At 42.4% G+C, this 21,596-nt stretch carries 24 protein-coding genes, 1 pseudogene and 1 other annotated feature; of the genes and pseudogenes, 21 read left to right on the top strand and 4 right to left on the bottom strand.

Features of this window, described 5'->3' with window-relative positions; all coding sequences use genetic code 11:
• The first annotated feature begins 92 nt into the window (after positions 1 to 92).
• From PCY06_RS09975 to trpA, 12 genes are all read left to right on the top strand, one after another.
• Positions 93 to 629: a YutD family protein gene (locus tag PCY06_RS09975; RefSeq protein ID WP_053794854.1), complete on the top strand. Its 537-nt coding sequence runs from the start codon at positions 93 to 95 to the stop codon at positions 627 to 629.
• Between the two features lie 9 nt (positions 630 to 638).
• Positions 639 to 1,727 (top strand): 23S rRNA (adenine(2503)-C(2))-methyltransferase RlmN, encoded by a 1,089-nt coding sequence (gene rlmN, locus PCY06_RS09980; protein WP_002911938.1) that lies wholly within the window; start codon positions 639 to 641, stop codon positions 1,725 to 1,727.
• Entirely contained in the window at positions 1,714 to 2,253 is a 540-nt protein-coding gene (locus tag PCY06_RS09985; RefSeq protein WP_082307116.1) for a VanZ family protein, read from the top strand. The genes rlmN and PCY06_RS09985 overlap by 14 nt, the downstream gene beginning before the upstream one ends.
• Positions 2,254 to 2,322: 69 nt before the next feature.
• Positions 2,323 to 2,558 (top strand) — a binding site (T-box leader).
• A gap of 62 nt (positions 2,559 to 2,620) precedes the next feature.
• Positions 2,621 to 3,802: a tryptophan synthase subunit beta gene (gene trpB / locus PCY06_RS09990; RefSeq protein WP_008809124.1), complete on the top strand. Its 1,182-nt coding sequence runs from the start codon at positions 2,621 to 2,623 to the stop codon at positions 3,800 to 3,802.
• Between the two features lie 322 nt (positions 3,803 to 4,124).
• A complete protein-coding gene (locus PCY06_RS09995; RefSeq protein ID WP_002262050.1) occupies positions 4,125 to 4,421 on the top strand; it encodes a chorismate mutase in 297 nt (98 codons plus the stop codon).
• An 8-nt stretch (positions 4,422 to 4,429) separates the two neighbouring features.
• A complete protein-coding gene (trpE, locus tag PCY06_RS10000; RefSeq protein ID WP_008809123.1) occupies positions 4,430 to 5,791 on the top strand; it encodes an anthranilate synthase component I in 1,362 nt (453 codons plus the stop codon).
• Positions 5,788 to 6,351, top strand: a complete 564-nt coding sequence (locus PCY06_RS10005) for an aminodeoxychorismate/anthranilate synthase component II (protein ID WP_008809122.1) — start codon at positions 5,788 to 5,790, stop codon at positions 6,349 to 6,351. The genes trpE and PCY06_RS10005 overlap by 4 nt, the downstream gene beginning before the upstream one ends.
• Positions 6,352 to 6,361: 10 nt before the next feature.
• The gene (gene trpD / locus PCY06_RS10010) at positions 6,362 to 7,366 is read left to right on the top strand and encodes an anthranilate phosphoribosyltransferase (RefSeq protein WP_082307115.1); all 1,005 of its coding nucleotides are present in this window, start codon (positions 6,362 to 6,364) and stop codon (positions 7,364 to 7,366) included.
• Positions 7,363 to 8,130 (top strand): indole-3-glycerol phosphate synthase TrpC, encoded by a 768-nt coding sequence (trpC, locus tag PCY06_RS10015; RefSeq protein ID WP_061586152.1) that lies wholly within the window; start codon positions 7,363 to 7,365, stop codon positions 8,128 to 8,130. Before trpD ends, trpC begins: the two co-directional genes overlap by 4 nt.
• Positions 8,117 to 8,704 carry a phosphoribosylanthranilate isomerase gene (locus tag PCY06_RS10020; protein ID WP_061586151.1) on the top strand — a complete coding sequence of 196 codons (588 nt, stop codon included), beginning with the start codon at positions 8,117 to 8,119 and terminating at the stop codon, positions 8,702 to 8,704. The genes trpC and PCY06_RS10020 overlap by 14 nt, the downstream gene beginning before the upstream one ends.
• Positions 8,694 to 9,917: a tryptophan synthase subunit beta gene (trpB, locus tag PCY06_RS10025; protein ID WP_082307114.1), complete on the top strand. Its 1,224-nt coding sequence runs from the start codon at positions 8,694 to 8,696 to the stop codon at positions 9,915 to 9,917. Before PCY06_RS10020 ends, trpB (PCY06_RS10025) begins: the two co-directional genes overlap by 11 nt.
• Positions 9,910 to 10,689 (top strand): tryptophan synthase subunit alpha, encoded by a 780-nt coding sequence (gene trpA, locus PCY06_RS10030; RefSeq protein WP_061598765.1) that lies wholly within the window; start codon positions 9,910 to 9,912, stop codon positions 10,687 to 10,689. Before trpB (PCY06_RS10025) ends, trpA begins: the two co-directional genes overlap by 8 nt.
• Here trpA and PCY06_RS10035 read toward each other — a convergent pair.
• Together PCY06_RS10035 and PCY06_RS10040 are read right to left on the bottom strand one after the other, a co-directional pair.
• Positions 10,658 to 10,813, bottom strand: a pseudogene (locus PCY06_RS10035) (prepilin peptidase); the annotation flags it as partial. The gene trpA and the pseudogene PCY06_RS10035 overlap by 32 nt on opposite strands.
• Positions 10,814 to 10,894: 81 nt before the next feature.
• Complete coding sequence (locus tag PCY06_RS10040) at positions 10,895 to 11,794, bottom strand: YafY family protein (protein WP_048775287.1); 900 nt, start codon at positions 11,792 to 11,794, stop codon at positions 10,895 to 10,897.
• 78 nt (positions 11,795 to 11,872) lie between these two features.
• Between PCY06_RS10040 and PCY06_RS10045 the strand changes: the two genes are divergently transcribed.
• Entirely contained in the window at positions 11,873 to 12,322 is a 450-nt protein-coding gene (locus PCY06_RS10045; protein ID WP_105165072.1) for an effector binding domain-containing protein, read from the top strand.
• On the opposite strand, the gene PCY06_RS10050 is transcribed toward PCY06_RS10045, so the two are convergent.
• Complete coding sequence (locus PCY06_RS10050) at positions 12,316 to 12,978, bottom strand: A24 family peptidase (protein WP_061598763.1); 663 nt, start codon at positions 12,976 to 12,978, stop codon at positions 12,316 to 12,318. The two genes, PCY06_RS10045 and PCY06_RS10050, sit on opposite strands and share 7 nt — an antisense overlap.
• A 168-nt stretch (positions 12,979 to 13,146) precedes the next feature.
• On the opposite strand from PCY06_RS10050, the gene PCY06_RS10055 reads away from it, so the two are divergent.
• The 3 genes from PCY06_RS10055 to PCY06_RS10065 all read left to right on the top strand — a co-directional run bounded on the left by PCY06_RS10055 (position 13,147) and on the right by PCY06_RS10065 (position 14,439).
• Entirely contained in the window at positions 13,147 to 13,662 is a 516-nt protein-coding gene (locus PCY06_RS10055; protein WP_008809115.1) for a DNA starvation/stationary phase protection protein, read from the top strand.
• Between the two features lie 178 nt (positions 13,663 to 13,840).
• On the top strand, positions 13,841 to 14,065 hold the full coding sequence (locus tag PCY06_RS10060; RefSeq protein ID WP_075202768.1) for a YqgQ family protein: 225 nt from the start codon (positions 13,841 to 13,843) through the stop codon (positions 14,063 to 14,065).
• Positions 14,062 to 14,439, top strand: a complete 378-nt coding sequence (locus PCY06_RS10065; RefSeq protein WP_020992684.1) for a rhodanese-like domain-containing protein — start codon at positions 14,062 to 14,064, stop codon at positions 14,437 to 14,439. Before PCY06_RS10060 ends, PCY06_RS10065 begins: the two co-directional genes overlap by 4 nt.
• Before the next feature lie 165 nt (positions 14,440 to 14,604).
• Here PCY06_RS10065 and PCY06_RS10070 read toward each other — a convergent pair whose 3' ends face one another.
• On the bottom strand, positions 14,605 to 15,330 hold the full coding sequence (locus tag PCY06_RS10070) for a 16S rRNA pseudouridine(516) synthase (protein ID WP_008809112.1): 726 nt from the start codon (positions 15,328 to 15,330) through the stop codon (positions 14,605 to 14,607).
• A gap of 181 nt (positions 15,331 to 15,511) precedes the next feature.
• On the opposite strand from PCY06_RS10070, the gene typA reads away from it, so the two are divergent.
• From typA to PCY06_RS10095, 5 genes are all read left to right on the top strand, one after another.
• Entirely contained in the window at positions 15,512 to 17,359 is a 1,848-nt protein-coding gene (gene typA, locus PCY06_RS10075) for a translational GTPase TypA (RefSeq protein ID WP_082307113.1), read from the top strand.
• A gap of 23 nt (positions 17,360 to 17,382) precedes the next feature.
• A complete protein-coding gene (locus tag PCY06_RS10080) occupies positions 17,383 to 17,661 on the top strand; it encodes a DUF3165 family protein (protein ID WP_008809110.1) in 279 nt (92 codons plus the stop codon).
• 244 nt (positions 17,662 to 17,905) lie between these two features.
• Positions 17,906 to 19,258, top strand: a complete 1,353-nt coding sequence (gene murD, locus PCY06_RS10085) for a UDP-N-acetylmuramoyl-L-alanine--D-glutamate ligase (RefSeq protein ID WP_008809109.1) — start codon at positions 17,906 to 17,908, stop codon at positions 19,256 to 19,258.
• A 1-nt stretch (position 19,259) separates the two neighbouring features.
• A complete protein-coding gene (locus tag PCY06_RS10090) occupies positions 19,260 to 20,330 on the top strand; it encodes a UDP-N-acetylglucosamine--N-acetylmuramyl-(pentapeptide) pyrophosphoryl-undecaprenol N-acetylglucosamine transferase (protein ID WP_082307112.1) in 1,071 nt (356 codons plus the stop codon).
• Positions 20,327 to 21,523 (top strand): cell division protein FtsQ/DivIB, encoded by a 1,197-nt coding sequence (locus PCY06_RS10095; protein ID WP_301390562.1) that lies wholly within the window; start codon positions 20,327 to 20,329, stop codon positions 21,521 to 21,523. Before PCY06_RS10090 ends, PCY06_RS10095 begins: the two co-directional genes overlap by 4 nt.
• The last annotated feature ends 73 nt before the right edge of the window (positions 21,524 to 21,596 follow it).

Below are 21,596 nucleotides of genomic sequence, written 5' to 3' on the forward strand. Positions count from 1 at the left end.
TCTCAGAAATGACTTTTTAAGGGTAAAAGCTTAAAATCTGCCTGTTTTTGTAGTATAATAGAGGAGTTATCTAGATAGAAGTGAGAAAATATATGCGCAAAGAAATTGCTCCAGAGCTTTATAATTACAATAAATTTCCTGGCCCTGAGTTCAAACAGATTGGTTCACAGGTCTTAACGGAGGAGATTGAGTTTAATTTGGTAGAGAACTACCGAGAAGCTTTTGATGTGACAGCTTTTAACCAACGCTTTTCAGAAATTTTGACCAAGTTTGATTTTATTGTCGGTGATTGGGGCAATGATCAGCTACGGTTGCGAGGCTTTTATCAGGATGAAAAAGCTAAGGAAAGCGACTTTAAAATCAGTCGTTTGGAAGATTATTTGCTGGAGTACTGTAATTATGGCTGTGCCTACTTTGTATTAGAAAATCTTCAGCCTAAGCGGGCTTCTTTTGATAAAAAATCTCGCAGTAAACGGGAGCAAGAACAGAATTCGGGTTCAACGTCAAAACGCTCACGTTCTAGACGCTCAAGACGTCGGAATGACCAGAGTCGCGATAATCGTCAAAACAAACCAAAAGAAAAAGTCGCAAAAGAAGCCAATCGTCACTTTGTCATCCGTCAAAAATAAAGGAGAAACATGAAACCATCTATTTATAGTTTAACACGTCAGGAAATGATTGAATGGGCGGAAGCTCAGGGAGAAAAGAAATTCCGTGCTGCCCAGATTTGGGAGTGGCTCTATCGCAAGCGGGTCCAGTCTTTTGAAGAGATGACCAATCTGTCCAAGGACTTGATTGCCAAGCTAAATGATCAGTTTGTCGTCAATCCGCTTAAACAGCGCATCGTCCAAGAGTCTGCTGACGGTACGGTCAAGTACCTTTTTGAGCTGCCGGACGGTATGTTGATTGAGACGGTACTCATGCGTCAGCACTATGGACTTTCTGTCTGTGTGACCACCCAAGTTGGCTGTAATATCGGTTGTACCTTCTGCGCTTCCGGCTTAATTAAAAAGCAACGCGACCTCAATAACGGTGAGATTGTAGCTCAGATTATGCTGGTTCAGAAGTATTTTGATGAGCGTGGTCAGGATGAGCGGGTCAGTCACATCGTAGTTATGGGAATCGGCGAGCCTTTTGATAACTATGATAATGTGCTCAAGTTTGTCCGGACGGTCAATGATGACAAAGGTTTGGCTATCGGTGCCCGCCATATCACGGTTTCAACTTCAGGGCTGGCGCATAAGATTCGCGACTTTGCCAATGAAGGTGTGCAGGTCAATCTAGCTGTATCCCTCCATGCCCCAAATAATGATTTGCGGACCAGCATCATGCGGATTAACCGGTCCTTCCCTATCGAAAAGCTTTTTGCAGCTATCGAATACTATATTGAGACGACCAACCGCCGGGTGACTTTTGAGTACATCATGCTCAATGAAGTCAATGACGGGGTAGAGCAGGCCAAGGAGCTGGCTGAGCTACTCAAGAACATTAAGAAGCTGTCTTATGTCAATCTTATTCCTTACAACCCCGTTAGCGAGCACGACCAATACAGCCGCAGTCCCAAAGAGCGCGTGATGGCTTTCTATGATACCCTCAAGAAAAACGGAGTTAACTGCGTGGTTCGTCAGGAACATGGAACGGATATTGATGCAGCCTGTGGCCAGCTACGTTCTAATACCATGAAGCGTGATCGCGAGAAAGCATTGGTAGAAAATGTTCAGCCTTAAGAACTATCTGACTTCAGACGGTGAGCTGACAGCTAAGGGGCGGAAATTGCTGGTAGGGGGAAGCTGGCTCTATTTCTTGATGCTTTGTGTTCTGTGCTTTATTCCTCAGGTTCCAGAGCCGGGAATGGAGACGCCGGGAATCCAGTATTTTGGCCGAATAGTGGTTTTGTTAATCCCTTTTAATTCCTTTGTCAATATTGGAGAGATTACTTCTTGGATCCAGCTGGCCAAGGTCTTTATCCAAAATCTAGCCAATATCTTCTTACTGTCGCCCTTAATCTTTCAATTGCTTTGGCTCTTTCCGAAGTTGCGGAAGACAAAAAAGGTTGTATGGTTGAGCTTTGGGATGAGTCTGTCTATCGAAGTGACCCAGATTCTGCTGGACCTTCTCATCAACGCCAATAGAGTCTTTGAGATTGATGATCTCTGGACCAATACTTTGGGTGGTTATCTGGCTTGGCGGGCATTTCAGCTTGGTCAGAAAATCTGGAAAAATCGTCAAGATGACGCTTTCAAAAGAGATTAACAAGAGAAAGGTTCGGATTTAGGTTGAAAAATTAAATTTTTTCTTGACAAGAAAAAGGGAAAGGCCTATAATAAAATAAATCATCAGAAAAGTAATAATTTTTTCTGCTTTCAGGGAGCCTGTGGTTGGTGGAAACAGGCAGTGGAAGATTATGAAGTGGGCTGATGCAAAAAATGAATTTGAAGCAATAAAAATTCGGTGAGCACACCTTACAGTGCAGCTTGTTGTTAGACAAGACAGAGATATGGAGGCAGTCTATACTTTGCTCCATAATTGAGGTGGCACCGCGATTTTACGCCCTCACACAGAGTTTTTTCTGTGTGTGGGCTTTTGTTTTGCTTGAAAATAAAGAAATGAGGCAATCAAGATGGTAGAAACTAAAGGATATTTTGGACAATTCGGAGGCTCTTTTGTACCGGAGCCTATCCAAACCTTGCTGGATGAATTGGAAGTGACTTTTGAGAAGTATAAGAATGATCCAGAATTTTTAAATGAATACCGACATTATTTGGCGGATTATTCGGGCCGGGAGACTCCGCTCTATTTTGCGGAAAGTCTGACCCAGCATCTGGGCGGGGCTAAGATTTATCTGAAGCGGGAAGATCTCAATCATCTGGGCTCTCACAAGCTCAACAATGTTTTGGGGCAGATTCTTCTAGCTAAGCGTATGGGCAAGACCCGAGTCATCGCTGAAACAGGAGCTGGCCAACATGGTGTGGCAACTGCGGCAGCCGCAGCTAAATTTGGTATGAAGTGCGATGTCTACATGGGTGCAGAGGATGTAGAGCGCCAGCGCCTCAATGTCTTCCGCATGGAAATGATGGGAGCGACTGTTCACGCAGTGGAAACAGGAACCAAAACCCTCAAGGATGCAGTTGATGCAGCTTTTGGAGCTTGGATGAGTGATTTGGAAGCCTTCTATGTTTTGGGATCTGCTGTCGGTCCACACCCTTATCCGACGATTGTCCATGAGTTCCAAAAGGTGATCAGTGAAGAATCTCGCCGTCAGATTTTGGACAAGGAAGGCCGCTTGCCAGACTATGTCATTGCCTGTGTAGGTGGTGGGTCCAATGCTATCGGTGCTTTCTCTCAGTATGTGGCGGATGAAGAAGTTAAGTTAGTGGGGGTTGAAGCCGCCGGGCGTGGTCTTGATACAGACCAGCACGCAGCGACCATGACCAAGGGAAGTGTAGGAGTAGTGGATGGTATGAAGACTTACGCTGTCTTTGCTGAAGACGGTCAGGTGGCGCCGGTTTACTCGATTTCAGCAGGCTTGGACTATCCTGGAGTTGGTCCTGAACATGCTTTCTTTAAAGATTCTGGTCGAGTAGAATATGTAGCAGCGACAGATGATGAAGCTGTGGATGCCTTGCTCCTCTTGACACAAAAGGAAGGAATTTTGCCAGCGATCGAAAGCTCTCACGCCATTGCTGAAGCCATCAAGCGAGCTCCAAAATTGTCATCTGACCAAATCATCATTATCAATGTATCTGGTCGTGGAGACAAGGATGTGGCAGCCATTGCCGACTATCTAGAAAAACGAAAATAAAACACCCAGCAGAAGAGTAGTAACATCCCTCCTTTCAGAGAGTCTGTGGTTGCTGTAAACAGGCAGGAGAAGTTATGAAATGGGCTGCTGGAGTCAACATTTAGTCCTTTAGTTGAACTTTTATCACTTTGTTAGCTTACTTTGCCATAAGCCAGTATGCTGCCTTGTGCTAAAAGGGATCTAAATGACTGCAAATAGGTAAATGAGATGTGGAGCTTGAAAACTCCATAACTGAGGTGGCACCGCGATGATACGCCCTCACACAGATTTTCTGTGTGAGGTTTTTTGTTATCTTCATTCAATTTTAATGCAGGTGATAATTATGACAAGTATCCAGAATCTGAGAAATCAAATTGATCAGTTAGATCATCAATTATTAGTTCTATTAGCGCAACGTCAGCAAATTGTTGAAAAGATTGGTCAGCTAAAACCTATCAACAGTCAAGCAGCTGTCACTGCTCCTGATCGAGTGAAACAAGTCCTTTTAAATAGACAGCAAGAGGCAGAAAAGCTCGGTCTATCACCAGATGTTGCTCTGGCTATTTGGCAAACGATGATTGAGGCTTTCACAGCTTTAGAGCTAAAAATTAATAGCAATCATGATCTAAATAGAAAGTGAGACTGAATATGAAAAAGAAGATATTGAGTGCTGATATTTTGACCCCAATCCTTGCTTACATGCGGATTCAGGGCGACCACAAGGTGATTTTGGAAAGTATTCCGAGAGATAGCGAGACAGCTCGCTTTTCTATCCTAGCTTATAACCCAGTCTTTGAAGTTCGCTATGAAAATGGCCAGTTAACAAAGAATGGACAAGTAATTGAGGCAGATCCATTGGACTATCTGCATGAGTTGGCAGTAAAAAAAGATCATCATTCAGACCTGCCTTTTGGTGGTGGAGCTATTGGCTTTGTCGGCTATGATATGATTTCCCTCTATGAGGAGATTGGTCAAATTCCAGCTGATGTGATTGGAACGCCAGATATGCACTTTTTCGTCTATGAGAGTTACATGGTTTTTGACCATAAAAAAGACAAGGTCTATATCGTTGAGGAGGCCCTCTACAGTAATAGAAGTGAAGCAGAATTGACTGCTAGTCTGGAGCATATCATGACTGAGCTGGCGCAGCCAGCGACAGATGAATTTTCACCACTGGAACTGTCCAGTTTGAATTTCCAGAGCCATATCGAGCAGGCAGCTTTTGAAAAAATGGTGGAAGAAGCGCGCAGCTTGATTCGGCAGGGAGATATGTTCCAATGTGTGCTCAGTCAGCGTTTTTCAGCAGAGTATTCTGGTAGGCCACTGGATTACTATCGCAATCTGCGTGTGACCAATCCTTCCAACTATCTCTACTTTTATGATTTCGGAGATTATCAGATTATAGGAGCCAGCCCAGAAAGTCTGGTGTCTGTCAAGCAGGGGCAGGTTACGACCAATCCTATTGCTGGAACCAGACCGCGAGGGAAGGATGAAAGAGAAGATAAAGCCTTGGCAGAGGAGTTGCTGGCTGACGAGAAGGAAGTGGCTGAGCACCGTATGTTAGTTGATTTGGGACGTAATGATATCGGTAAAATTGCCCAGAATAACAGCGTGGAAGTCACTAAGTACATGGAAGTGGAGTATTTCCGCTATGTCATGCACCTGACTAGTGTAGTTCGTGGTCAGCTTCTGCCCCAACTGACAGCCATGGATGCCCTCAAGTCAACCTTGCCGGCCGGCACTGTTTCGGGCGCGCCTAAGATTCGAGCTATGAAGCGAATTTATGAGCTGGAGCAGGAAAAACGTGGCGTTTATGCGGGGGCTATCGGCTATCTGTCTGCGACAGGTGATATGGATTTTGCCATCGCTATTCGGACCATGATTTTGAAAAATGGCAGAGCTTACGTTCAAGCTGGAGCGGGTATTGTTTATGACTCGATTCCTACTAATGAATACCAAGAAACCATCAATAAGGCCAAATCAATGACCAAGATAGGAGAGATGCAATGATTTTATTGATTGATAATTATGATTCTTTTACTTACAATTTAGCCCAGTATATCGGCAATTTCGCAGAAGTTAAGGTCTTGCGAAATGATGATGCAGGACTTTATCAAGTGGCAGAAGAAGCAGATGCTTTGGTTCTTTCTCCGGGTCCAGGCTGGCCAGCAGATGCAGGACGGATGGAGGAAGTTATCCGTGATTTTACTGGTAAAAAGCCGATTTTGGGGATTTGCTTGGGGCACCAAGCTATTGCAGAAGTATTTGGCGGAAAGCTAGGATTGGCTCCTAAAGTCATGCACGGCAAGCAAAGTATTCTGCGCTTTGAGGGCAAATCTCCTATCTATCAAGGGATAGAAGATGGGCAACCGGTCATGCGCTATCATTCGATTTTGATTGAAGAGATGCCAGAGGACTTTGAAGTGACGGCTCGGGCGGCTGATGACAACTCGATCATGGCTATCCAGCACAAGAGCCTGCCTATCTATGGTTTTCAGTATCATCCTGAAAGTATTGGCACGCCGGACGGCTTGTCGTCTATCAAGAATTTCATTGACTTAGTAAAGTAAAGGAGGATGTATGAAAGAGATTATTGCAAAACTAGCTGATTTTAAGGATTTAAGTAGCGCTGAGATGACAGATGTGATCGAGCGTATTGTCACTGGACAGGTGACAGAGTCCCAAATTGCAGCTTTCTTGCTGGGGCTTAAGATGAAGGGGGAGACGATTGAGGAACGAACTGCTTTGGCTCAGGTAATGCGAGGCCATGCTAAGCAGATTCCGACCACTATTCGCACTGCCATGGACAATTGCGGTACAGGTGGGGACAAGTCTTTCAGCTTCAATATTTCAACTACGGCAGCTTTTGTACTGGCAGGTGGCGGGATTAAGATGGCTAAGCACGGCAATCGCTCCATTTCTTCTAAGTCGGGCTCAGCTGATGTGTTAGAAGCTCTGGGTATCAATCTAGACTTGGATGCTGCTAGCTTGGGCAAGGTTTTTGAGCAGACAGGTATCGTCTTTCTCTTTGCAAAGAATATGCATCCAGCTATGAAATACATTATGCCAGCTCGTCTTAGTCTTGGTATTCCCACCATTATGAACCTAACTGGTCCGCTCATCCATCCCATGAGTCTAGAAACTCAGCTTTTGGGGACCAGCCGGCCGGATATGCTAGAGAGTACGGCAGAGGTTTTGAAAAATATGGGCCGTAAGCGTGCAGTAGTTGTGTCGGGGCCGGATGGTCTAGATGAGGCGGGTCTTCATGGCCGTACCCAGTATGCTCTGCTGGAAAATGGGCAAATCAGCCTGCACAGCTTTCTGCCGTCAGATGTTGGCATGGAAGAGATAGCTCTTGAAGCGATTCGTGGAGGCAATGCTAAGGAAAATGCAGAAATTCTACTATCTGTCCTGCAAAATCAAGCCAGTCCTTATCTAGAAACGACAGTTCTGAATGCTGGATTGGGCTTCTATGCTAATGGGAAATCAGACAGCATAGAAGAAGGAATAGCTTTGGCCCGCCAAGTGATTGCTAGCGGCGCAGCCTATGAAAAACTCAAGCAACTACAGGGGTATCAAAAATGAGCAAAGAATTTCTCCCAACCATTCTAAAGCAAAAGGAGCAGGAAGTGGCAGCCATGTCCTGTGAAGAACTGCAGCCCCTACGCTCGACCTATTCCCTCTATGAGTATCTCAAAAGCCAGTCCCAAGAGCTGCAGCTGATTGCTGAGGTCAAAAAAGCCAGCCCAAGTCTAGGAGATATTAATCTTGCTGTGGATATTGTGGAGCAGGCTCGCACCTATGAACGATGCGGTGCAGCTATGATTTCAGTCCTGACGGATGAAATTTTCTTCAAAGGACATCTGGATTACCTGAGAGAGATTTCCAGTCAAGTGACCATTCCAACCCTCAATAAGGACTTTATCATTGATGAAAAGCAGATTGTTCGCGCCCGCAATGCAGGAGCGACAGTTATTCTTCTGATTGTAGCTGCCTTGTCTGAAAAGCGGCTGCAAGAACTCTATGATTTTGCGACGGGTTTAGGCTTGGAAGTTCTGGTCGAAACCCATAATCTGGCGGAGCTGGAAATTGCCCATAGAATAGGAGCTCGGATTATCGGTGTCAATAACCGCAATTTAGTCACTTTTGAGACAGATATCAATACCAGTCTTCAGCTGTCTGCCCATTTCAAAGATGACAGGGTTTACGTATCAGAGTCCGCTATCTTCAGCAAGGAAGATGCAGAACTGGTAGCTCCTTACTTCCATGCAATTTTAGTCGGAACTGCTTTGATGCAGGCAGAGGATGTAGCAGAAAAAATCAAGGAGCTGAAAATTGACAAAGGTTAAGATTTGCGGCTTATCAACGGCCAGCGCTGTGGAAACGGCATGCCAGAGTGGTGCGGATTACATTGGATTTGTCTTTGCTGAGAGCCATCGGAGGGTTAGTTTGGAGCAAGCACAGAAGCTAGCTGCATTGGTGCCGGCTACTGTTCAAAAGGTAGGAGTTTTCGTCTCTCCGAGCTTGACAGAACTGCAGGAAGCTATTTCGGTGGCAAATCTGGATTTGGTGCAGATTCATGGCGATTTTTCTGAAGAGCTTCTGACTCAGATCGGTCGGCCGGTTATTCGAGCTTATCAGGTCAAGGGAGCCTTAAAAGATGTCAGCCAACAAGCGGACTATCTGCTCTTTGATGCACCTCTTGCTGGTAGTGGTCAGACATTTGACTGGCAAGTTTTTGATAAGAGTCAAATCCACCAGCCCTTCTTTATTGCCGGTGGTTTGAATGCAGGAAATGTCCAAGAAGCTATTCAGCACTTTGCCCCTTACGCAGTTGATGTCTCTAGCGGGGTCGAGACTGACGGCCAGAAGGACTTAGAAAAGATAAAAGAATTTATAGAAAGAGTGAAATATGGCATATAATCAACCCAATCAAGAAGGATTTTATGGTGAGTTTGGCGGACGCTTTGTTCCAGAAACGCTGATGACAGCAGTTTTAGAGCTGGATAAAGCCTACCGTGAGAGTAAAAAAGACCCAGCCTTTCAGGCTGAGCTGGACGAGTTGCTGAAGCAGTATGTAGGGCGGGAGAATCCTCTCTATTTCGCTAAAAATCTGACAGCCTATGCTGGCGGTGCTAAGATTTATCTGAAGCGGGAAGACCTCAACCATACCGGAGCCCATAAAATCAATAATGCCCTAGGCCAGGTTTTATTAGCCAAGCGGATGGGCAAAAAGAAAATCATTGCCGAGACTGGTGCGGGTCAGCATGGAGTGGCAACTGCCACAGCTGCAGCCCTTTTCAATATGGACTGTACTATCTATATGGGCGAAGAAGATGTCAAGCGCCAAGCTCTCAATGTCTTTCGAATGGAACTTCTGGGAGCTAAGGTAGAGTCAGTGACCGATGGCTCTCGAGTCCTCAAGGATGCAGTTAATGCTGCCTTGAGAGCTTGGGTGGCTCAGGTTGATGATACTCACTATATTATGGGCTCAGCCTTAGGTCCCCATCCTTTCCCAGAGATTGTCCGAGATTATCAGAGTGTGATTGGGCGTGAGGCCAAGCGCCAGTTTGCTGAGCAAAATGCAGGTGCCTTACCCGATGCTTTAGTGGCTTGCGTTGGCGGTGGTTCAAACGCTATTGGGCTCTTTTATCCCTTTGTTGACGATAGCACAGTTGCCATGTATGGAACAGAAGCAGCTGGGCGAGGCATCGATACAGATGAACATGCTGCGACCTTAACAAAGGGTCGGCCGGGTGTTTTACACGGTGCCTTGATGGATGTCCTACAGGATGAGCAAGGGCAGATTCTGGAAGCTTTCTCTATCTCTGCCGGGCTGGATTATCCAGGCATCGGTCCTGAACATTCTCATTTTAATGCTATCAAGCGTGCCACTTATGTCCCAGTCACGGACGAAGAAGCCTTGGAAGCCTTCCAGCTCCTGTCTCGTATTGAAGGGATTATTCCTGCTCTAGAGTCTAGCCACGCTATTGCTTACGCAGTTAAGCTGGCTAAGGAGTTGGGACCGGATAAATCAATGATCGTCTGCCTATCCGGCCGTGGTGACAAGGATGTCGTTCAGGTAAAGGAACGCTTGGAAAATGAAGCGGCTCAAAAAGGAGGTGCCCATGACTAAAACACTCACACAGCATTTAGAAGCCATCAAAAAATCAGGTAAGGGAATTTTCCTTCCTTATATCATGGCTGGGGACCACGAGAAAGGTTTAGCAGGTTTGCCAGAAACTATCGCATTTTTGGAAAACTTGGGCGTGTCAGCCATTGAAATCGGCCTGCCATTTTCAGACCCTGTTGCAGATGGGCCGGTTATTGAAGAAGCCGGTCTGAGAAGTCTGGGTCACCATACTTCCGCCAAGTCTTTAATCGCAAGCTTGCAGAAGTTGGACACTCAGCTACCTCTCATCATCATGACCTACTTCAATCCTATTTTCCAATACGGTCTCAAAGATTTTGTCAAAGATTTGGCTACGACACCGGTTAAAGGATTGATCATTCCGGATCTGCCCTACGAACATAGAAATTTCATCTTGCCTTTACTGGAAGACTCAGATATTGCTCTTATTCCTTTAGTGAGCCTGACGACTGGACTAGAACGTCAGCAGGAGCTGATCAAGGAAGCTGAAGGTTTTATCTATGCTGTAGCCATCAACGGTGTGACAGGTAAGAGCGGAAGCTACCGCAATGATTTGGACCAGCATTTGAGTAAGCTCCATGATATTGCCGAGATTCCAGTGCTGACAGGTTTTGGCGTTTCAACTTTAGAGGATGTTGACCGTTTCAATCAAGTCTCAGACGGAGTAATTGTCGGATCTAAGATTGTCAAAGCTCTTCATGAAAAGGACGCCAGTATCGCAGCCTTTATCCAAGAAGCAGCAGCTTATAAGAAATAAGAACCACAGCACCAAACAAAAGACAGGGTACAAATGCCAGCCTGTCTTTTTTCTTTTTAAAGCAGAAACAGGCGAGGCCAGAGAAGCTAGCGATTTGGATAAGAACTAGAGCCTGACCCATGTTCTTGAATTTCATCACCATAAAAAAGTAACTTTCGTATAATTCATTTTTAAGAAATGTTTGATTTTTGATGGTGATTGAATATTAGTTTGGATATTGCTTATGAATGGTATCTATATAGCTGGTGAAATGTTTCAAAAAATGCTTAGGAGATATAACAGTGATGTATTTTCCAAAAGCAAGCAAGGTATTGTATCCCCAATCATTGTCGTTTAAAGGATAAGTAATCTCGTAAATATCGCTATTAATAGGTTTTATGGCATTATAGCCTAAGAGTTCCACAAATCGATCAAGGACAATTTTCTGGACATGCAGGATGACAGGTACTTTGTTTTCATTCATCCATGTACCACCATCATAGGGAAGTGGTGTAAAATGTCTTTTTGAAAAAGTATCAGAGAGAGTAAGTTCACTAATTCTAGCAACTTTATAAACAGAAAAACGCGCTTTTTCAGTATCGTAGGCATCCATATACCAACTCCGGTCCTTATAGACAATACGGTAAGGCTCACAATTTTTTTGACTCACCAGTCCTTGTGAATTAATATAGGAAAATTTTATTTTTACTCTACCTCTGATAGCTTCCAATAAATTAAAAATTAAAGTGCGTATTTCCAAGTTCCCTTGAGATAGAGACAAATCAATTTCGAAATCAGAGTATGTATTGGTAGCATTTAATTTCAATATAGCATTGAAAGTAGAGGTGTCTTCCAAAACTTGATAACGACTTTTTAAACCGGATTCGATTGAAAGTCGTTCGGATTGGGTCAGGGGAGGTTTATCAGTTTGGAAGTCTTCCATAAGAAAAATGCCTCCGTTTTTTCCTTTCATTACATAGAGAGGGATTCCTGCAAGAGATAAATCATCAATATCTCTCATAATAGTTCGGGTGCTGACTTTAAAAAGTTCTGATAGTTCTTTAGCTGTTGTTTTTCGTTGATTTACTAAATGAGAAATGATTCCCATTTGACGGTCAATTTTCATGATTTTCTCCTTAAATATGACAGATAGATGTCATATTACTTTTGTTATGATTATACCATAAAGAAAGGAGTTCATATAATGAAACATCAAACCAAACCATCGTTTACCCTTATTGGCAGGAGTATTTTGGTAGAAGGAACTACGGTTCATGAACAGCACTATTCTAAAGAGAAGACGGCGTTCTATGCTCAGTTATTTAAAGAAGGAATGCTGGAGAAATTGATGCCCCATTCTCTAGATAAAAAAGGCTATGCCTTGATTGTTCCTCATAAAGATGGTATTCAATACTATGCAGGAGTTGCGGCAAAGAATGCTGTGGCAGGCTACGAAAGCATTCTCGTCCCAGAGAAAGATTATTTAGTAAGCTCAGCCAGTGGTGATAAATCAAGACTCCTGTTTGACCAATTGGAGAATAACTTTTTTGAGAAAGAAAGCAGTTCCCTTTACCAAGATGGAATTATCTTAGAAATACTTTTAAATGGGAATCCTATGGATGCAGAAGTTGAGCTTTGGGTTCCAGTTCAGTAAAAGAGTAGGGATTTATAGAAAATAATCACCACCACACCAAACAAAAGACAGGGTACAAATGCCAGCCTGTCTTTTTTCTTTTTAAAGCAGAAGCAGGCGAGGCCAGAGAAGCTAGCGATTTGGATAAGGATGAGGGCCTCTGTCAAACTGAAAAAAGCTGAGCAGGACGCCAGAAATAGAAAGTCACCAGCACCAATACGAAGATTGTAGAAGAAGGCTAGAAGTCCTAAGGCTAAAAAGAAAAGCATGAGAAGATTGATGCCTGCTGTCACCATCAGCAAGAGCTGAAAAATTAACCAGACCATCAAGGGATACTGTTGATCTCTTTGATCGTAGATAGCTAAGGTTAAGCCCATGGTGACTACCAATAATTGACTAATGGAAAGAATGCTCAGAGAAGTTGCCAGAAAAAGACCGCCCAAGAGACATTCAAAAAATAAATAGCGTAAGGGAATCTTATCTCCGCAGAAGCGGCAACGAAGCCGGTTCATGACTTGGGAAAAAATAGGAATCAAATCACGCGGTGCCAATCTTTTCCCGCAGGCATTGCAATGGCTAGCTGGAGCGATGATAGACTGCTCTGGGAAGCGGTCGATGACCAAGCCTAGGAATGAGGCAAAGACGGTACCAACAAGAAAAAAGTATAGGTGAATCATACTTATTTATTCGTAATTTTAAACAGAAAAATTCTGAAATTTTGCAACTTTTCTAATAAAGTCTTTTTTTGAATCTTTTGTCTTGACTTTCTTATTTAGAAGCATTATAATTAAACCATAATCTAAAAAGATTAGAATGATTATAAATAAAATAAGCGAGGTAAGAATATGACTCAAGTAAAAAATGCCGCTGCAACTGATGTAGCAACTTTTGTAAACCAAAACTCTTTGCCAAAAACTAAGGCTGTATTGAACCAAGTGGTGGCAGATCTTTATACTGCTCATATTGCTCTTCACCAAGTTCACTGGTATATGCGTGGTGCTGGTTTCATGGTTTGGCATCCAAAAATGGATGAATACATGGAAACTTTGGATGCAACCTTGGATGAAGTTAGTGAACGTTTGATTACATTGGGCGGTAAACCATACTCTACTTTGACAGAATTTATCCAACATAGTAAGATCGAAGAAAAAGCTGGTGAATTCAGCAAAAACGTAGAAGAAAGTTTAGCGCGTGTAATTGAAATCTTCCGCTATTTGACAAATGTATACCAAGAAGCGCTGGATGTGACTGACGAAGAAGGTGACGATGTAACCAATGATATCTTTGTTGGAGCTAAAGCAGATTTAGAAAAGACAATCTGGATGTTAACAGCTGAAATTGGTCAAGCACCAGGATTGTAAAAAAATTAAAGAAGAAGTTAAATTCTAAAATATGATTAGAGTTTCATATAGAGAAATTTAATTTTAGAATGATACAAATTTTTTATCACCCCTCTTTGTAAAGGCAGCTGACACAGCTGCTTTTTCTGTTTATTTTTCCATCTTGAAAATATGTGCAAATTCTGGTACAATAGGGCACATGAAAACATTTTATGATGTTCAGCAATTTCTTAAAAGTTTTGGCATCGTAATCTATATGGGCAAGCGATTGTATGATATAGAACTGATGAAGATTGAGTTAGAGCGAATTTACGATGCGGGCTTGATGGACAAACTAGAATATTTAGAGGCTGATGCAGTCTTGCGCCGTGAACATCAGTTAGAGTTGAAATATATTGAGAAGAATGGAGAATGGAAGAAATGACCTGGATTTTGATGGCGATTATGGCTGGTATACTGGCTTGGATGGGCTTTAACTATTTTAGATTGCGTAGAGCAGCAAAAGTAGTTGAAAATGCAGAGTTTGCGAGCCTAATCCGTCAAGGTCAGCTTGTGGATTTACGAGAACCTGTTGACTTTCATCGAAAACATATCTTGGGGGCTCGAAACATCCCATCAACGCAGTTAAAAGGAAATTTGGGAGCACTTCGTAAAGATAAGCCAGTCCTGCTCTATGAAAATGCTCGCGGTCAACGAGTAATGAATGCAGCCCTTCTTTTAAAGAAAAATGGTTTTTCTGACATCTATATCCTGTCTTATGGTCTGGATAGCTGGAAGGGAAAAGTTAAAACAAGTTAATTTAGCTTTAAACATATTATGTATAAAAGGCACAGATTTTATCTGTGCCTTTTATTATGTGATTTTTGTCCATCTTGCTCCGTAAGGTACATAGACGGGTGGTTATGATTTGATCGTTTAGTCAAGAAGAATGGCCAAGTATTAAAGATAGAAAAAATATATAATCTATCGACTTAGTTCTAGATAGTTCTTGATAAGCTTCAGCTCATCTTGATTTAAAGAACGATAGTCACCCTCATCCAAATTGGGATCGAGTTGAAAATCTCCCAAATGAGTTCTTTTGAGATAGGTAACTTTCACTCCTATTGCTAGGAACATTTTCTTTACTTGGTGAAATTTTCCCTCTGAGATAGTTACAGAAGCTGTGCTTAAAACAGGGGTAGCAGAATGGATTATGAGTTGAGCCGGCTTACAAACCTTGCCATCTAAGAAGCGAACGCCTTGTTGGAAGGCTTCAATAGCTTGATTGTCCAGAAGTCCATTGACTTGAACGAAATAAGTTTTATCAACATGATATTGAGGATGAAGTAGTTGAAAGCCAAGAGGACCGTTATCAGTAATTAAGAGGAGTCCAGTCGTATCTCTGTCTAAGCGACCAATAGAGTATAGTTCCTCACTAAAGTCTTCCTTTTGAATAAGATCAATTACTGTTGCTTTGCTGGCATCGGAATTGGCTGTTATATAGCCTCGCGGTTTATTCATCATAAAATAACGATGAGCAGGAGCAGAAATCTTCTGTTTGTAGAAGAGGATGTCTTGTAGCCCAGTATCTACATTCTGGCTAAGATTTCTAGCAGGGGTTTGATCTACCAGAATAGCTCTTCGGAGCAAGGCCTGTTTCATGGATTTTCGGCTAATTGATGCTTGAGCTAGCAAACGGTCTAATCGCATAATTCTTCCTTTCAATGATCTTATGATTAATTATAAAATTTCAATGTAAGAAATGCAAACGAGTGCGAGAGGAGCTGATTTTTCAATGAAAACATTTACACTTAGCTGAACTGTGATTTTTGAGTGAGACTGTGGTATAATTGTTCAGTTAGAAATAAAAATTTAAATATTAGAGGAAATCATGACAAAATTAAGAGAAGATATCCGTAACATTGCGATTATCGCCCACGTTGACCACGGTAAAACAACCCTCGTTGACGAATTATTGAAACAATCTGAAACTCTTGATGCACGTACAGAGTTGGCAGAGCGTGCGATGGACTCAAACGATATCGAAAAAGAGCGTGGAATTACCATCCTTGCTAAGAATACAGCCGTTGCCTACAACGGAACTCGTATCAATATCATGGACACACCTGGACACGCGGACTTCGGTGGAGAAGTTGAGCGTATCATGAAAATGGTTGACGGTGTTGTCTTGGTGGTAGATGCCTACGAAGGAACCATGCCACAAACTCGTTTCGTATTGAAAAAAGCCTTGGAACAAGACCTTGTTCCAATCGTGGTTGTAAATAAAATCGACAAACCATCAGCTCGTCCAGCAGAAGTAGTAGACGAAGTATTGGAACTCTTCATCGAGCTTGGTGCAGATGATGACCAGCTTGATTTCCCAGTTGTTTATGCATCAGCGATCAACGGAACTTCTTCCTTGTCAGACGATCCAGCTAATCAAGAAAAAACAATGGCACCAATCTTTGATACCATCATCGACCATATCCCAGCTCCAGTGGACAATTCAGATGAGCCTTTGCAGTTCCAAGTGTCTCTTTTGGACTACAATGACTTCGTAGGTCGTATCGGTATCGGACGTGTCTTTCGTGGTAGTGTGAAAGTCGGTGACCAAGTTACCCTTTCTAAACTAGACGGCACAACCAAAAACTTCCGTGTTACAAAACTTTTCGGTTTCTTTGGTTTGGAACGTCGTGAAATCCAAGAAGCTAAAGCAGGTGACTTGATTGCCGTTTCAGGTATGGAAGATATCTTTGTTGGTGAAACCATTACACCGACAGATGCCATTGAACCTCTTCCAATCCTACACATCGATGAGCCAACGCTTCAAATGACCTTCTTGGTAAACAACTCACCTTTTGCAGGTCGTGAAGGAAAATGGGTGACTTCTCGTAAGGTGGAAGAACGCTTGCAAGCAGAATTGCAAACAGACGTTTCGCTTCGTGTTGACCCAACGGACTCACCAGATAAATGGACTGTTTCAGGACGTGGAGAATTGCACTTGTCAATCCTGATCGAAACAATGCGCCGTGAGGGTTATGAGCTACAAGTATCTCGTCCAGAAGTTATCGTAAAAGAGATTGATGGCGTTAAGTACGAACCATTTGAGCGCGTCCAAATCGACACACCAGAAGAATACCAAGGTTCTGTTATCCAAAGCCTTTCAGAACGCAAGGGTGAAATGCTAGATATGGTGGCTACTGGTAATGGACAGACTCGTTTGGTCTTCTTGGTTCCTGCACGTGGTTTGATTGGTTACTCTACTGAGTTCTTATCTATGACTCGCGGTTATGGAATTATGAACCATACCTTTGATCAATACCTGCCAGTGATTCCTGGTGAAATCGGTGGTCGTCATCGTGGTGCCCTTGTTTCCATTGATGCTGGTAAGGCTACAACATACTCTATCATGTCTATTGAAGAACGTGGTACTATCTTTGTCAACCCAGGTACTGAGGTTTATGAAGGAATGATCATCGGTGAAAACTCTCGTGAAAACGACTTGACTGTGAATATCACCAAAGCTAAACAGATGACTAACGTTCGTTCAGCTACCAAGGACCAAACAGCTGTTATCAAGACACCTCGTATCTTGACGCTAGAAGAATCTTTGGAATTCTTGAATGATGATGAATACATGGAAGTAACACCAGAGTCTATCCGTTTACGTAAGCAAATTCTAAACAAGGCAGAGCGCGAGAAAGCCAACAAAAAGAAAAAATCAGCTGCAGCTGAATAAGTAAAAGGGAAAGGAGTAGCAAGATGGTTTATTTAATAATTGGAATTTTGATACTCTTATATTACCTTTTTGCTGCTCCTCAGAGCATTAAAGGCACCTTTAATGTCTTATCAGTTGTATTAGTCTTGGTTTTGTTTATCATTCTCTTGGTATTAGCAGCGTTTAGGATTTTTCAAATGCCAGGAGAGTTATTTGTCGGGGCTGCTATGCTTATTTTGGCTTATTTTGCCTTACGCGACATTGCTCGATTAGATAAGAAACCTGGTTTGTTTGATTTTTTAGACGATAAAAGCAAAGATTAAAAATTGGCTTAAGAACTAAAATTTGATTTAGTTCTGGGCCTTTTTTTATAGATTGTGAAATGAAAGGAGGATAAGAGTTAAACTCTGATAACTTTTAGAATTCTATTACAAATCATTGCAAATCAGAAAAAATATCACATTTTTTTCACAAGTTAACAACAGACGTAAATAAAGCGCATCTATGACTTTTTTATTTCTTTAAAAAAGGGTAAAATAGAATGAAGTACAATTAAAGAGGTTTTTTATGAAGAATATAGCAAGTTTTGCTAACAAGAAAGTCTTGGTTTTAGGTTTGGCTAAGTCAGGTGAATCTGCTGCTCGCCTTTTAGATAAATTAGGAGCCATCGTGACAGTTAACGACGGTAAACCTTTCGAGGAAAATCCTGCTGCTCAATCCTTGCTAGAAGAAGGCATTAAAGTGGTGACAGGAGGCCATCCTCTGGAGTTGCTGGATGAAAACTTTGAATTGATGGTTAAAAATCCAGGTATTCCTTATAATAATGCTATGGTTATTCGGGCTCTGGAGAAGGAGATTCCTGTTATCACTGAAGTTGAGTTGGCTTATCTGATTTCTGAAGCTCCAATTATTGGTATTACGGGATCAAATGGCAAAACGACGACCACAACCATGATTGCGCAAGTCTTGACGGCTGGTGGTCAAAATGGTCTTTTGTCTGGTAATATCGGTTTTCCTGCCAGTCAAGTAGCCCAATCAGCTAGTGGCAAAGATACACTGGTCATGGAACTGTCTTCCTTCCAGTTGATGGGGATTGAGGCTTTTCATCCACAGATAGCTGTGATCACCAATCTCATGCCGACTCATCTGGACTACCATGGCTCTTTTGAGGAATATGCAGCTGCCAAGTGGAATATCCAGAAAAACATGACAGCTGATGATTATCTTGTTTTGAATTTCAATCAAGATTGGGCCAAGGGAATGGCTAGCCAAACTCAGGCTACTGTTGTTCCTTTTTCAACAACTGAAAAGGAGGATGGTGCCTATCTTGATGGTGATGTCTTGACCTTCCGTGGAGAAGCGATTATAAAGGTGGCTGAAATCGGTGTTCCTGGCAGTCACAATGTCGAAAATGCTCTGGCTACTATTGCAGTAGCTAAACTTCGTGGTATTGATAATCAGACGATCAAAGAAGTCTTGTCAGCTTTTGGAGGCGTTAAGCATCGTCTCCAGTATGTGGGGCAGGTAAATGAGGTTGCCTTTTACAACGACAGTAAGTCTACCAATATCTTGGCAACCCAGAAAGCTCTATCTGGCTTTGATAATAGCAAGGTGATTCTGATTGCAGGTGGCTTGGACCGTGGCAATGAATTTGACGAATTAGTTCCTGACCTCAAAGGGCTCAAGAAAATGGTCATCTTAGGGCAATCAGCTCCGCGTGTAAAGAGGGCAGCTGATCAGGCCGAGGTTTCTTATCTGGATGCGACTGATGTCCGGGATGCAGCTCATAAGGCTTTTGCTCTAGCAGAGCCAGGAGATATTGTCTTGCTCAGTCCTGCCAACGCCAGCTGGGATATGTATAGTAATTTTGAAGTTCGAGGCGATGAATTTCTCGCTGCATTTGAAGAATTAAAAGGTTAAAATGAAAAAGATTATATTTACAGGCGGAGGAACGGTTGGGCATGTAACCCTCAACCTTCTCCTGATTCCGAAATTTATCAAAGAAGGCTGGCAGGTCCATTATATTGGCGATAAGAATGGGATTGAGTATCAGGAAATCCAAAAGTCTGGATTGGACGTGACCTTCCATTCGGTAGCTACGGGTAAGCTTCGTCGCTACTTTTCGTGGCAGAATCTGCTGGATGGCTTTAAGGTCATTTGGGGCATTTTCCAGTCGCTGGGCATTATGCTCAAGGTTCGGCCGCAGGCCCTCTTTTCTAAGGGAGGCTTTGTATCCGTTCCGCCTGTGATTGCAGCTCGGCTGTCTGGGGTGCCCGTCTATGTTCATGAGTCGGATCTATCCATTGGCTTGGCTAATAAAATCGCCTATAAGTGTGCGACCAAGATGTATGCGACCTTTGAGCAACCTTCCAGTCTGACTAAGATTGAACATGTCGGAGCTGTGACTAAGGTTGGTGGCACAAAGTCAGACCTACCGCAGGAACTAGAAGAAATCCGTCAATATTTTGATAAAGAACTGCCCACCCTGCTTTTTGTCGGTGGTTCTGCTGGCGCCAAGGTCTTTAATGATTTTGTCAGCCAGAATCAAGCTACGCTGACTGAGCGCTACAACGTTATCAATCTGACTGGTGATTCAAGTTTGGATGTTCTGTCGAATCGCCTCTTTCGAAGAGCCTATGTGACGGACCTCTACCAGACTTTGATGGACCTGGCAGATGTAGTAGTGACACGTGGCGGATCTAATACTATCTTTGAGCTTTTGGCTATGGCTAAGTTGCATATCATCGTTCCTTTAGGACGCGAAGCCAGCCGCGGCGATCAGATTGAAAATGCGGATTATTTTGTGAAAAAAGGCTATGCTGTGAAGCTGGAAGAAAAGCAGCTAACTTTAGAAGGGCTGGAAGCTTCTGTGGAGCAGGTTCTAAGGGATAAAGAATCATATTATCAAGCGATGAAAAATTCTCATGAAATCAAGTCAGTAGAAGATTTTTATGCTGTATTGAAGAATGATATTAACAAAGGGAAAAAATGACGACAAAAGATAAAGGTGACCAAAAAGAACTCCAGAAATATTTATCTGCATGGCAAAAGCGTCATCAGGAGTACTTAGAAAAAAAATCTCAAGAAAAAGCCTCTGAAACTGATGAAGAAGAGCGTAACGATGAGACTTTTGAAACTTCAGAGTCTACTGAAACAAACGAAACAGATAGTAGTGAAGAAGAAAAAGAAGTTCAAGATCAAGATTCAGATGACGATGAGGTGACTGAGTCTGAAGAGTCAGAAGAGGTAGAAGAACCCTCAGAAGACGATGAAGAGTCTGATAAAGAAAACATCGAAGAATCAAGTGATGATTCAGTAGATCGAACTGAAAATTTTATTGGTCAAGCTGATATAGGAATAGAAAAAGAAGCTAAGCCAGATAAACCTAGAATCGAAAGAATTCATCTATACAGGGCTCTACCAGTTCTGGTCATCAGCTCTCTCTTGATTCTTCTGTCACTCTACTTTATCACTCCTTTAGGTAGCCTTAAAAATTTAGTAGTTACAGGAAATGAGCGTGTAACTCAAGATGAAATTATCAAAGCTACCCAAATTGATAGTCGAGATTACACTTTAACAACGTTTTTAAATCGTAATCAGTATGCTAACAACTTGAAAAAAGCGAATTCTTGGATCGAAAAGGCTGAAATTTCATATCAGTTCCCAATTACATTCAAAATCCAAGTTACAGAATATAAGATTCTAGCCTATGAAGCTTCTACTGGAAATATCTATCCAGTCATCAGCAATGGAACCGTGATTAATCAGCCAGTAAAGAAAGAAGCTTTGCCTGAAAATTACATGCGTCTTAATCTATCTGATAAAGCTAAGGTTAAGAAACTTATGCAAGAATTATCAGATGTACCGGATAGTATCAAGAATGAAATTCAAACTGTTGACTTGACTCCAAGTAAGGCTACAAAAGATTTATTAACTTTAACAATGAGAGATGAGCATAAGATTATTGTCCCTCTTTCAGATATTCATAAGAAATTGCCATACTACAGTCGTGTGCATCCATTGTTGACAGAACCTAGTATTGTGGATATGGAAGCAGGAATCTTTAGCTATTCTGCTAGTCTTGCGCAAAAAGAAGAACAAGAGAAAAACGAAAGTTCAGAAGAAACTGAGCAAAGTGAAACAGAGGCAGCACCGTCAGATGTTACTGATGAAACAAATAACTAAAGAAAACGAAGAAAAACTCTCCACTTTTGCTAATTTTGTGTTATAATAGGCAATGGATAACTGTATTTTTTAG

Origin of the sequence: Streptococcus sp. SG1, assembly GCF_030439935.1 — a bacterium.
GTDB lineage: Bacteria > Bacillota > Bacilli > Lactobacillales > Streptococcaceae > Streptococcus > Streptococcus gordonii.